Origin of the sequence: Desulfonatronum lacustre DSM 10312 (genome assembly GCF_000519265.1) — a bacterium.
GTDB classification, from domain to species: Bacteria; Desulfobacterota; Desulfovibrionia; order Desulfovibrionales; family Desulfonatronaceae; genus Desulfonatronum; species Desulfonatronum lacustre.
This window is the reverse complement of sequence record NZ_KI912608.1, coordinates 3,323,405-3,335,791: the sequence shown is the minus strand read 5'-3', so window position 1 is coordinate 3,335,791 and position 12,387 is coordinate 3,323,405. Positions and strand designations below refer to the sequence as shown.

At 64.3% G+C, this 12,387-nt stretch carries 12 protein-coding genes; all 12 read right to left on the bottom strand.

Translation table 11 applies throughout. The annotated features are described in order from the left end of the window. Positions 1-160: 160 nt before the first annotated feature. The 12 genes from DESLA_RS20940 to DESLA_RS0115695 all read right to left on the bottom strand — a co-directional run bounded on the left by DESLA_RS20940 (position 161) and on the right by DESLA_RS0115695 (position 12,313). Positions 161-2,392 carry a CHASE2 domain-containing protein gene (locus DESLA_RS20940; protein ID WP_051434753.1) on the bottom strand — a complete coding sequence of 744 codons (2,232 nt, stop codon included), beginning with the start codon at positions 2,390-2,392 and terminating at the stop codon, positions 161-163. A 10-nt stretch (positions 2,393-2,402) separates the two neighbouring features. Beyond that, positions 2,403-3,341 (bottom strand): M48 family metalloprotease, encoded by a 939-nt coding sequence (locus tag DESLA_RS0115745; RefSeq protein WP_028573208.1) that lies wholly within the window; start codon positions 3,339-3,341, stop codon positions 2,403-2,405. 14 nt (positions 3,342-3,355) lie between these two features. Further along, entirely contained in the window at positions 3,356-3,769 is a 414-nt protein-coding gene (locus DESLA_RS20935) for an SH3 domain-containing protein (protein WP_051434752.1), read from the bottom strand. 43 nt (positions 3,770-3,812) lie between these two features. Continuing rightward, the gene (locus tag DESLA_RS0115735; protein WP_028573207.1) at positions 3,813-4,196 is read right to left on the bottom strand and encodes a type II toxin-antitoxin system VapC family toxin; all 384 of its coding nucleotides are present in this window, start codon (positions 4,194-4,196) and stop codon (positions 3,813-3,815) included. Further along, complete coding sequence (locus DESLA_RS0115730; protein ID WP_028573206.1) at positions 4,184-4,438, bottom strand: type II toxin-antitoxin system Phd/YefM family antitoxin; 255 nt, start codon at positions 4,436-4,438, stop codon at positions 4,184-4,186. The genes DESLA_RS0115735 and DESLA_RS0115730 overlap by 13 nt, the downstream gene beginning before the upstream one ends. Before the next feature lie 99 nt (positions 4,439-4,537). Further along, positions 4,538-5,275, bottom strand: coding sequence for a lipoyl(octanoyl) transferase LipB (gene lipB / locus DESLA_RS0115725; RefSeq protein ID WP_245590081.1), 738 nt, complete (start codon positions 5,273-5,275; stop codon positions 4,538-4,540). Further along, positions 5,245-6,297 carry an agmatine deiminase family protein gene (locus tag DESLA_RS0115720; protein ID WP_028573204.1) on the bottom strand — a complete coding sequence of 351 codons (1,053 nt, stop codon included), beginning with the start codon at positions 6,295-6,297 and terminating at the stop codon, positions 5,245-5,247. The genes lipB and DESLA_RS0115720 overlap by 31 nt, the downstream gene beginning before the upstream one ends. Continuing rightward, complete coding sequence (locus DESLA_RS0115715) at positions 6,294-7,199, bottom strand: carbon-nitrogen hydrolase (protein ID WP_028573203.1); 906 nt, start codon at positions 7,197-7,199, stop codon at positions 6,294-6,296. Before DESLA_RS0115715 ends, DESLA_RS0115720 begins: the two co-directional genes overlap by 4 nt. Positions 7,200-7,251: 52 nt before the next feature. Next, the gene (lipA, locus tag DESLA_RS0115710) at positions 7,252-8,175 is read right to left on the bottom strand and encodes a lipoyl synthase (RefSeq protein WP_051434751.1); all 924 of its coding nucleotides are present in this window, start codon (positions 8,173-8,175) and stop codon (positions 7,252-7,254) included. A gap of 93 nt (positions 8,176-8,268) precedes the next feature. Continuing rightward, complete coding sequence (locus DESLA_RS20930) at positions 8,269-8,598, bottom strand: hypothetical protein (protein ID WP_245590080.1); 330 nt, start codon at positions 8,596-8,598, stop codon at positions 8,269-8,271. Between the two features lie 153 nt (positions 8,599-8,751). Next, the gene (zupT, locus tag DESLA_RS0115700; protein WP_028573201.1) at positions 8,752-9,558 is read right to left on the bottom strand and encodes a zinc transporter ZupT; all 807 of its coding nucleotides are present in this window, start codon (positions 9,556-9,558) and stop codon (positions 8,752-8,754) included. A gap of 1 nt (position 9,559) precedes the next feature. Next, positions 9,560-12,313: a cobyric acid synthase gene (locus tag DESLA_RS0115695; RefSeq protein ID WP_028573200.1), complete on the bottom strand. Its 2,754-nt coding sequence runs from the start codon at positions 12,311-12,313 to the stop codon at positions 9,560-9,562. Positions 12,314-12,387 lie beyond the last annotated feature (74 nt).

Sequence of the window (12,387 nt, the reverse complement as noted above, 5' to 3'; positions counted from 1 at the left end):
TCAACCGCCCGCTTCGCTCAAGGCACGGGGGTCGCCAAGAAAAACATTTTTGAAAGCAGGGAAAAAGCTGCTTTCAAAAACCTCTTCTTTGCGACCTTGGCGTCCTGAGCGAAGCGGGCGGTTCACTTTTCAAATCGCCTACAGGCTCTGAACCAACCCGTCATTTCGTCCGCATTCGGCGCACCCCGTCCCAATCCTCAGCCGCGACCGGAGGATGGTCGCGGCAGATTTCCAGGTATCCGGCCGCGGCGGGATCGACCTCGGCCAGGTCGGCGAAGATTCGCGCGGCCTCGATGAAGTCGGCCCTGTAAAAAGCCCGCAGACCGGCATCGAAGCGCTCCAGCATCGAGGCGTTGGCACGGACGAAGTCTTCATCCAGGGGCTCGTACACGGTCACTGGTTCCGCCCGACCGACCACGGCCACCCGGCCCAGTTCGCGCATGGGCGTCGCGTCGCCGGACTGTTCCAAAGCCGCCAGGCGGGTGGCCTCTGAAATCATGGAGAAGGTGCCGAACTGCTTGTTCACGCCCTCCAGGCGGGCGGCCAGGTTCACGGCGTCGCCGAGCATGGAGTAGTCGAAGCGGGAATGGGAACCCATGTTGCCCACCACGGCGGCGCCGGTGTTGATGCCGATGCGCATGTACAGATCATGGCCGGTGCGCTCCCGAAACCCCGGCCGCAGTTCGGCCAGCCGGGCCTGACAGCGCAAGGCGGCCCGGACCGCGCGCCAGGCATGGTCCGGCACGTCAAGAGGCGCGTTCCAGAAGGCGATGATCGCGTCGCCCTCGAACTTGTCCACCGTGCCGCCCTCCTCATGGATGATCTCGGTCATGGCCGTGAGGTAGTCGTTGAGCAGGGCGGTCAGGGCCTCGGGGTCCAGGTTTTCGGAAATTGTGGTGAAGCCTTGCAGGTCGGAAAAGAAAATGCTCAGCACCTTGCGCTCTCCGCCCAGCTTGAGCTTGCTCGGATCGGCGATGAGTTGTTCGATGACCTGAGGGCTGAGATACTGTTGAAAGGCGTTCTTGATAAACCGCCGCTGTCGGCCTTCGGTGGCGTAATTGAAAAGCAGGCCCAAAACCCCGGCCATGCCCACGCCGACCTCGGTCACCACCAATGGCGCCCACCAGCCGTTCAGGTACGCAATCCAGGCCAGGACCGCGGGCACGGCGAGCAGCGCCAGGTATGCCAGCGCTCCGGCCAGCGGCGAGCGCCAGACGGCCAGGGCCAGACCGGCGAGCAGGCAGAGGCCGAGGACCAGGCCCACCGTGACCGGGCCGGGCAGGTCGCGCAAAAAATCCCCGGACAACAGATTGTCCAGAAACGTGGCCTGGATCTCCACCCCGGGATAGACCCCGCTGACCGGCGTGGGTCGCAGGTCGAACAGCCCGGGCGCGGAAAAGCCGAAAAACACGTGCTTGTCCCGCAGTTCGTCCGGAGCGACCACGCCGGGCAGGCCCTCCAGCAGTCGCAGCTCGGACTGGATCACGGCCGCCGCGCTGAAGGCAGCATGGGTGCCCGAAGGTCCGCGAAAGCGCAAAATGGCCGCGCCGTCGGCGTCCAGGAGCACGAATCGGTCGGACAGGGTCAGACCGCGACGGTCCAGCTTCGCGGCAGGGGGTGAGTGGTCCGAACCCAAAGTGGCATCAATGACGGCGTCAGGAGCTGTGTCAGAAGCTATGTCAGTGGCTGTGCCAGAAGCTGTGTCAGTGGCGGCGAGGAACGCGGCCAGGCCCAGGGAAGGGACGGCCCGGCCGTCGAAGATATCCAGGGGCCGCATCCGACGGAACACGCCGTCCAGGTCCGGCTGAACCTGCACGTTGCCCAGGGTGCGCGCCGCCGCGGCCAGTTCGGGGCGCGGCGGGCTGATCCGGGTGGGTTGAAGATGGGGGGCCGCGCCGGACCACTCATCCAGGCCGACCACGGCCCAGCCGGGTTCGGGCAGTCCTTCGGGCCAGGCGGGCAGGCCGCCGGTGGCGGCACGGCTCAGAAACAGGGCCAGGGTCGTGGGGCCGAAGGAGGCCAGAGATTCGGCCAGCACGGCGTCGTCCTCAACCCCGTAGGCCGAGGGCTCCAGGAAGAGTACGTCGAAGGTCAGTGAGGCCGCCCCGCCCCGGCGGCAAAAATCCACCACCGCCGTGTAGACCTCCCGGGGCCAGGGCCAGCCCAGACCGCCTTGCTCGTGCCCCCAATCCAGGCTCTGCTGATCCAGGAGGATCAGGGCGATGTCCTCCGTGGCCGACCCCGGAGCGGCCAGCCAGGCCACGCGCATGTCCCAGGTCTTGGCCTCCCATTGCTCCCAAAACCCCAGGCTCCAGGGCAGAAGCGCCAGAAACGCGGCGGCCAGGCCGGTGATCGCGGCCTGACGGAGAACCTTGGCGGCTGGGAAGGCCATGAGGGGACAGCTAAATCCGATGCAGAGCGGCCAGAAAGCGCTGCTGCCGCAGGGCCGGGTCCGAGGCCCGAGCCGCGGGCAGAGACGGACGGATGTCCCGGATCCGGCTTGCGGGCGAGGGATGGGTGCGGGCGAAGTCCGGACCGCCGGGAGTCAGCCTCGTGTCCATGACCTCCAGCATGCTCACCAGGGCCGCGCTGTCGTATCCGGCGCGGTCGAGAATCACCGCCGCGGCCCGGTCCGCTTCGCGCTCGGCGGATCGGGAGTAGCCGTTGACCGCCAGGGTGTTCACCACGTCCGACACGGATTCCTCGAAAATATCCGTCAGCTGGGCCAGGTCCGCGCCGCCCAGGGTTCGCGCCCCTTCGGCGGCCAGGATGGTAAAGGCCGACGTCAGGCGGGCCCGCTGAATGGACTGAATGCCGTGGCGGTACTGAATATGGCCGACCTCATGGGCCAGGACCGCGGCCACCGCGTCCTCGGTGGCGCAGCCGCGCAGCATGCCCCGGGTGATGAAGATCAGCCCGCCCGGCGCGGCAAAAGCGTTGATCTCGTCGGAGTCCAGGATCAGGAAATGATAGCCGCCGAAGGTCTCCGGCATGTCCGAGGACAGACTGACCAGGGTGCCCACCAGATTGACGTAGGCGTTGGCCCCTTGGTCGGCGTAGGGCTTGTAGGATTCCAGGATCGTGGCCCCCACGGTCCGGCCGATGTAGTATTCCTGCTCCGGGGTGATGTCCTCGAAGCTCCGGCCGATGGCCGTGCCCACCCGGGCCACGGACTGAGCCTGCTGCTCGTCCAACACCCCCGCCGCGCGCCCCAGATCCGCGGCAATTTCCGCAGTCTTGCACCCGGACAGCAACCCTGCCAGCAATGGCCCGGCGCACGCCCCGGCCAATCCCGCCTTGCCCGACCACGCCAAAAAATCTCGTCTGGACCAAGAATTCATAAACAGAACCTCCTCTAGGCCAAGCGCAATTGCCCTTCCTGGGCGAATCGCCGGATCTGGGCCATGGTCGGGCTTGAAGCCTGCATTTGATCGATCCTGCGAAAATCCAGGTTCGGATTCCGGGAACGGAACTCCCGTTCCACCTCCTCATTGAATCCTTTCCCGGCCAGGGCGATCTCGCCGGTGGTGGCCGCCCGCTCCACGTCCTCGGCCCCGGCCTGGAGCACGATCCGCTTGCTGCTCAAGGCCGAGCCGTGCATCCAGCCGGACAGCGACGTACCGGAAACAGCCACCCGCGCCCATCCGGCCCGCTCTTCCAACACCTGAACCTGCCGGGCATACGCCACCTCCCCGACAATCCCGGCCAAAAAGGACGGGGAAGACCGGAGCTGCCCGGTCTGGACCTGAACGCTCATCATTCGCGACATGGTTCACCTCGATGCAATGGTATCAATTTGGCTGCGTTATAATCTATCCGGGAACGGTTATAATCCGCGTTGAATACTGTTTCAGCAATTTATCGGCAGTCAGCAACCACAATTCTTCACAAATCGCTTGTGCGACAAGAATACGGTCAAACGGATCCCGGTGATAAAGTGGCAAGTCATGCACGGTTGCAGCATGGCGAGCGGTTACGAAAAGCTCTTGAAATCCACTTTGCCGGATGGCCTTGCAAAAATCATGAGGGTTGCCCTCTAACTTGCCGATTTTCGTTTTGATCGCGATTTCCCAGATTGATGCCGCAGACACGCAAACTCTTTCCGCTTCAAGCATGGTCCGACGCGCCTGATCGCACAAGAACCCACTTCCAATTACCGTCCAGATGAATATCTGGGTATCGATCAAGAGCCGCATACTCGACCTTCGAATGCGTCGAGAACCTCGTCCGGCAAGGGGGCGTCAAAATCTTCGGCGATACGAACCTTGCCGCGCAACACACCAAAGCGGATCGTATTCTCGTCACTGGCAAACGGAACCAGTCGAGCCATTGGCTTCCCTGAGACGGAAATCACAATCTCTTTTCCTTTCTGAACGTCTTCAAGAAACATCGAAAAATTGTTGGAAAAATCATGATCCGTGACAGTGACCGTCGTCATGCCGCACCTTCCTTTGATTTTGTACCCATCACCATGACAATTCCCTCACAGCCCCTTCCTGCTCAACAACCTTCGTCAAACATCCCCCATTCTCCACGTCTATGCAAGCTTTTCCCGCAAAGCGGCGACCAGGGCTTCCTTCACCTCGGCCATCTTCGGTTTCTCGCGTCCCAACTCGCCATGGACCGAGGTGACCCGGACCCCGGACAGGCCGCAGGGGGTGATCAGGTCGAACAGGCTGGTGTTCCGGGTCACGTTCAGGGCCAGGCCGTGGAACGTGACCCAGTGTTTGAGGGCCAGGCCGATGGAGGCGATTTTGCGGTCCCGGATCCAGACTCCGGGGCGGCCGGACTGGCGGACGGCGGGCAGGCCGTAGGGCGTCAGGGTCCGGATCACGGCTTCCTCCAGGTCGAAGACGAGACGGCGCAGTCCTCCGGGGCGCTGGTTCAGGCGCAGGATGGGGTAGATCACGAGTTGGCCGGGGAAGTGGCAGGTCACACTGCCTCCGCGGGCCGCGTGGACGAGTTGGATGCCGCGCTGGGCCAGAATTTTCGGGGAAACGAGCAGGTGTTCCGCGCCGCTGTTGCGACCCAGGGTGATTACCGGCGAATGCTCCAGCACCAAGAGCCGCTCCGCTCCTCCGATCGCCACGTCCCGCACGGCCTCGGCCTGGATGTCCAGGGCTTGGTCATAGGGCCTGATGCCCAATTCCTGGACGATCAGGCTCCGGTCCGCCCGGTAAACGGCGGAAGGAACGGCGCCCGTCGGATTGCCGGTGACCACGGCGGGATGATCTCGCCCGGAGGTTACTCCGCGGCTTGTTCGTGGGTCAGGCAATGCAGTGTCCCGAAGCCCCAGACCAGATCCACGGCATGGACGCCCACCACTTTCCGGTCCGGGAACAGGTCGGCCAGGATGCCCAGAGCGATCCGGTCCTGCGGGTCGTTGAACGTGGGCACGATGACCGTGGTGTTGCTGATGTAGAAATTGGCGTAACTGGCCGGGAGGCGGGTGTTCTCGAAGTACAGGGGCGCGGGCATGGGCAGGGCCACGACCTCGGGCCGGGAGCCGTCTTCCAGCCGGGCCGACTCCAGGCGTTCGCGGTTTTCCCGCAGGGCACGGTAGTTGGCGTCCTTGGGGTCGTCCTCCTGGACCAGGACCACGGTGGTCGGATTCACGAACCGGCACAGATCGTCCACGTGGCCGTGGGTGTCGTCCCCGGCAATCCCGTCCCCCAGCCAGATCACGTTGGTCACGCCCAGATACTCAAGCAGGGTCGCTTCCAGGTCTTCGCGGCTCAGGCCGAGATTACGGACCTGGGTTTGCTGGTCCAACAGGCATTCCTCGGTGGTCAGCAGCGAGCCCCGCCCGTTGCCGTCGATGGCTCCGCCCTCCAGGACCACCGTCCGGTCGCCGTGGCGGAGCGGAGTCAGGGGGATGTCCAAGGCCCGGGCGATGTGTTCCGGCACTGCGGCATCCAGTTCATGGTCCGGATACTTGGCCCAGCCGTTGAAGCCGAAACGCACGGCGTGCGTCCGTTTGTTCTGGCCGTCGTGGACATGAACAAAAGCCGGACAATAGTCACGGGTCCAGACGCGGTTCGTGGGTATGGGGAAAAACGTCACCTGGCCCAGGTCCGCATGGGAGCGTTCCAGCAAATTGCGGACTTCCCGCTCCTGCTCCGGGGAGCGGACCAGAATCCGCACCGGCTCGGACAGGGCCAGATGGCGAACGATTTCCGCGTACACCCATCGAATGGGCGCGAATTTGCCCGGCCAGTCCCGGGCATTGTGCGGCCAGGCCAGCCAGGTAGCCGCATGGGGCTCCCACTCGGCGGGCAGGCGATATCGGACGGTCATGCCTCATCCCCCAAATAGCGGCTCGCGATCCCGCCGTAGGCGTCGATGCGGCGGTCGCGGAAAAAGGGCCAGTGTTGGCGGACGGTTTCCAGGCGGGCGGGGTCGATTTCGGCCAGCAGGATTTCCTCCTTGTCCGTCGAGGCCCGGCAGAGCAGCTCGCCCATGGGACCGGCGACGAAGGAGTTGCCCCAGAACTCGATGCCCGGTCCACCGCCGGGCGGGATTTCGTGCCCGACGCGGTTGACCACGGCCACGTAGACGCCGTTGGCCACGGCGTGCCCCCGCTGCACCGTGACCCAGGCATCCTGCTGTTCCGCTCCGAAGCGGTCCTTTTCCTCGGGATGCCAGCCGATGGCCGTGGGGTAGAACAGGGCCAGGGCCCCGCGCAAGGCCGTGAGCCGGGCCGCTTCCGGGTACCACTGGTCCCAGCAGACCAGACCGCCGATACGGCCGAAGCGGGTGTCGAAGGCCCTGAACCCGGTGTCGCCGGGAGCGAAGAAATATTTTTCGTAATAGCCCGGATCGTCCGGGATGTGCATCTTGCGGTACACGCCGAGCAGCGACCCGTCCGCGTCGATGATCGCCAGGGTGTTGTGATAGACCCCGGGCCCGCGGCGCTCAAACAGGGAGGCCAGGACCACGACCCCTTCCTCCCTGGCCGCGCGGCCCAAGGCCTCGGTGGATGGGCCGGGGATGGATTCGGCCAGGGCGAAGAACTCCGGATCCTCGTGCTGGCAGAAATACGGCGACCGGAACAACTCCGGCAGGCAGACCACTTGCGCACCCTGGCGGGCGGCCTGATGCACGAACTCTTCGGCCTTGGCCAGGCTCTGGGCCGGATCGGTGGGAATGGAAATCTGGGGCAGACCGACAAGGAACGGGGAAACGGCGTGTGTTTTCATGGAGCGGCGTTCCGGATTCAGGCTGAGGTTGAAGCTGGGATTGAAGCTGAGGTCACGATTTGGCCATTGAAGCGCATGTCGCGTGGGCCACCTCCGAGGCGTGGTAGCTGCTGCGCACCAGCGGAGCGGAAAAGACCGTACCGATGCCCTCGGCCCTGGCCAGTTCGGCCAACTCGGTGAACTCCTCGGGGGGCAGATAGCGGATCACCGGGTGATGAGCCACGGACGGGGCCAAGTACTGGCCCATGGTCAGGATGGCGCATCCCGCGGCGGCCAGGTCGGCGAAAACCCGACGCAGCTGCTCACGGGTCTCGCCCAGCCCGAGCATCAGGCCGCTCTTGGTGTGCACGACCTGGTTTCGGATTTTAGCCCAATCCCGGCTCCGGGCCAAGAGTTCCAGGCTGCGGGCGTATCCGGCTTGGGGACGAACCAGGGGGTACAGATCCGGCACGGTTTCCAGGTTGTGGTTGAGCACGTCCACCCCGGATTCCAGCACGGTTTCCAAAGCGGCCCGGCTGCCCTGAAAATCCGGGATCAGCACTTCCACGGCCAGTCCGGGAAGTTCGGCCTTGAGTTGCCGGACCACCCGCGCAAAGTGATCGGCTCCGCCGTCAGGCAGGTCGTCGCGGGTCACGGAGGTGATCACCGCGTAGCGCAGGCCCATCCGGGCCACGGCCCGGCTGACCCGGAACGGCTCGTCCCCGGCCACCGGGCCGGGCTGGCCGGAGGGGATGTTGCAAAACGCACAGGACCGGGTGCAGACGTCGCCCAGGATCAAAAACGTAGCCGTCCCGCTGGAAAAGCATTCCCCGATGTTCGGACACCGGGCGCTCCGGCAGACCGTGGCTAGACCCAGGCCGCGAAGATCCTCGCTCAGTTGGGAAAAACGCCGGTCCTGGGGCAGCGGCCGACGCAGCCACGGCGGTTTACGCTGGGCGATCGGCGTTGCGACGGTTGACGACGTGGTGGTTTGCATGGGTGGAAAAAATACACGGGACGAACGTTGGTTCGCCCCGTGCGGCTGAGAGGAAGTCAGGGATTGGTGGGAAAATATGCCGTGACCGGCCTGCTAATGGCCCTGTTCCTTGACGTCGCGATACCCGTCTTCCCGGAGCCGGACCACGCGCACCATATAGCCCCCTTCGCCGGGAGCGCACTGCGGGCATCCCTCGGCCAGAATCAGACACTGGGCATCCAGCTTTTTAGTGTCGATTCCGGACTGTTCAATAATCTGACTGGCTTCACCCTGGTTCCAGACCAACGGGCGACCGCAACGATGACATTCCACGAACATCAATTCCGGATCAAAGCCGTTCTTCGGGGAATGCTGACGATTCAAGCCGGCAACAGGGGGGTTGCTCTTACAGCTGACGTCTCGATTGCATCTGTTTTTTTCCATGCCCTCTCCTTATGGCTTGAGTCGGGGATCGTCAATGCCGACCCGACTTTTCGATGAGGTTGACGTTACCATGCCCCGTTCGCACGGAGATGTAAAGTCTACTGTAAGGCGAAAAGACCGGTTGGCAATGTTTACATCAACCTCACGTCATCATCACATCAACAAAAGCAAACTCAATGCCATCACCGCCATGCCGACGATCAAGGCGTACACCGGGGCGTGGCCCTGGTCGTACTCCTTGGCCGCTGGGAACAGCTCGTCGATGGAGATGAAGACCATGATCCCGGCCACCCCGGCGAAGACCAGCCCGAACACGGTGTCCGAGAAGTACGGGCGCAGGATCAGATAGCCGATCACCGCGCCCAAGGGCTCGGCCAGCCCGGAGAGCATGGAGAGCCAGAAGGCCTTCATCCGGCTGCCCGTGGCATAGTAGATGGGCACGGCCACGGCGATGCCTTCGGGGATGTTGTGCAGGGCCACGGCCACGGCAATAGCCACGCCCAGGGCCGGATCGTGCAGGGTGGCGAAAAAGGTGGCCATGCCTTCAGGAAAGTTGTGGATGGCAATGGCCAGGGCAGCGAAGATCCCCATCCTGTGCAACTTCTTTTTGGAGGGATCCGGCGGGGACGTGATTTCATCCGCTGAACGCACGTGGTGCGGATTCTCGTATTCCGGGACCAGACGGTCGATGATCCCGATGAAGAAAATTCCGCCAAAGAACCCCGCGGTCATCAGCCAGGCCGCCCCGGGCTCACCATGGACCGGTTCCAGCAGTTTCAGCGATTCCGGTAGCATTTCCGCAAAGGAGACGTAGATCATCACCCCGGCGGAAAATCCCAGGGCCGTGGACAGAAAGAGCTTGCTCTCCCGTTTGGCGAAAAAGGCCAGAAAACTGCCGAACCCGGTGGACAGTCCGGCAAAGGTGGTCAAAGCGAAGGCCAGCAACAGATTCTGTTCCATGTCAACGCACCTCCAGGGTTTTGTAAATCCTCGCAATATCCAGGTGCCGACGAACATGGTCCGCCAGGCGGTCCAGGGCCGCCTCCGTATCCCAGACTCCGAGGGCGGTCAGGGGCGATTCGCCCTTGGCGGTCAGGATCGTGTTCAACAGCCAGCGTCGAAACGGCGCATCATCGAAGATGCCGTGCAGATATGAGCCCCAGACTGGCTTGTCGTGCAGCTCCAGGCCGATGACCCGCCCATCGGCCGTCTTCAGGGCGACTGCCGGATCGTCGCGTCCGGGCTCCGGAATGGACTGCCCATGATGGATCTCATACCCCGCGACCGTCAGTCCCGAGGCGCGATGTTCGGCCACAGTCCGGCGCAGCGTCTTGTCCGGTTCCAGGCGGGTGGTCAGCGGAAGCAGCCCCAGGCCGGGGATGGACGCCCGGGCCGGGGACTCCAGGCCGTGAGGATCCTCGATCCGCGAGCCGAGCATCTGGTATCCGCCGCAAATGCCCAGGATATGCGTCGTACCCCTCTCGGCCAGCCTGACGACGGCCCCGGCCAGGCCCCGCTCGCGGACAAAGGCCATATCCGCCATCACGTTCTTGCTTCCGGGCAGGATCAGCAGGTCCGGCGCGCCCAGTTCCCCGGCATGGCGGACCAGGCGGACGATCACGCCCGGTTCAGCGGCCAGGGGGTCCAGATCCGTGAAATTGGAGATATGCGGCAGGTCCAGACAGGCCACGTCCAGGGCCTCACCCTGGGCCACACCCTGGGTCAGACCCTGGGCCAGACCCTGGACCTCACCCTGGGCCTGTCCGCCTGCCCCGCGCGTCCGGTCCGGGCGAAACAGCGCCCCCTGCTTGAAGTTCACGGAGTCTTCCTCGGGCAGCCCCAGGTCCGCCAGATAAGGAACCACCCCCAGCACGGGCCGGGCCGTGCGTCGAGCGACCCAGTCCAGGGCCGGGTCCAGCAAAGAGCGTTGACCGCGAAACTTGTTGATCACCAGCCCGCGGACCAAATCCCGCTCCCACTCCTCCAGCATGTCCATGGTTCCGCTCAGGGCCGCGAACACCCCGCCCCGGTCGATGTCCCCCACCAGATAGACCGCGGCCCGGGCATGGCGGGCCATGGCCATGTTCACCAGGTCGTGATGCCTGAGGTTGATCTCCGCCGGACTGCCGGCCCCCTCCAGAACCATCACGTCGTGCTCCGCGGCCAGACTGTCATAACCATCGTGGACCAGGCCCCGCAGTTCCTCCTTGGCCCGGATGTAGGCCCCCACGGTCATGTTGCCCCGTGGTTCGCCCAGGACGATGACCTGGGAACCGGTTTCGGAGTTGGGCTTGAGCAGAATCGGGTTCATCCGTCGGTCCGGTTCCAGGGCGCAAGCCTGGGCCTGAAGGATCTGAGCCCGACCGATCTCCCCGCCGTCCGGAGTGACCCCGGAGTTCAGGGCCATGTTCTGGGCCTTGAACGGAGCCGGAGAAAACCCGTCCTGGCGCAAAATTCGGCACAGGGCCGCGGTGAGCAGGCTTTTTCCGGCATTGGAGCAGGTGCCCTGGAACATCAGGGCCGGAGTGGTTCGCTTGCGGGATCGCGTGCGGGACTGACCCTGGGACTGGCCCTGGGACTGACCCGGGAAGTTGGTCCGGTTCGCGGGTTCCAGGAGCTGGCCCAAGGTTTCCAGGAGGCGATCGTTCTCCTCGGGTTGGCGCACGGCCAGCCGGAAATACGATCGATCCAAACCCGGAAAGTTCGCGCAAACCCGGATGGCGATCCGTTGCTCCAGCAGCTTCCCGGCCAGCCAGCCAGCGTCGAATTCCGGGCCGATTCCGCGACACAGCAGGAAATTGGCCTCCGAAGGGGAAACCATCAGTCCCGTCAACCCGGCCAGGGCCGCGACGAACCGGTCCCGTTCCCTGGCCGCGCGCTCCCGCCCATCCCGCTGGAACGCGGCGTCCTGAAGGCACCGCGTTCCCACGGCCTGGGCCAGGGTATTCACGGACCAGTCCGGCGAGCGCTTCCGGTAGCGCGAGGCCAGAGCTGGTTCCATGGCCGCCAGACCGATGCGCAGTCCGGGCAGGGCGTAAAATTTGGTCAGGGACAGCAGGACAATCACGTTGGGCGGACGCCGGTGAAGCAACCGATCCAGACCGGGCACGAAGTCCGCGAAGGCCTCGTCCACGATGAACCAGCACTCGGGATGCTCCGCGGCCAGGGTCCGCAGACGGTCGGGAGAAAAGGTCCGCCCGGTGGGGTTGTTGGGCTGTCCGAGAAAGATCAGGTTCGGAGAGCGCGAACCCTCCCGGAGCCTGTCGTGAAGCCGGTCCCAATCCAGCGCGAAATCGTCACGCGGCTCCAGGGGGAGATGCTCCACTTCCAGCCCGTGGGCCGCGCACGTCGCGGCGTAATCGGCATAGGCCGGCCCGGGGATAACGGCCCGCCCCAGCCCCGCGTCCGGTCCAGCGCCTGGCCCCCCCCCCTTCAGCAGGGGGGGCAAACGATGCAGAATCTCCGCCGTGCCGTTGTCCGCCACCAATTCGTTTGCGGAAATGCCATAATGCCCGGAAGCGGCCTCCAGCAGCTCGGAGCAGTCCGGATCGGGATAGTGCCGCAGGTCTGAAACCGCGTTCCGGATCGTTTCACCGAGCCAGGAGGGCGGCCCAAAAGGGTTGATACTGGCCGAAAAATCCAGAATCTCCCGTGGTTTGCACCCCAAGTTCCGGGCCAGTTGCCAGATGTTTCCGCCGTGGGTTCGCGTGTCCATCCTCCAAGTATGGGCATGACGACGTTGATTCGTCAATATCAATACACGTTTGGGATATCCGATCGCGAAGCTGG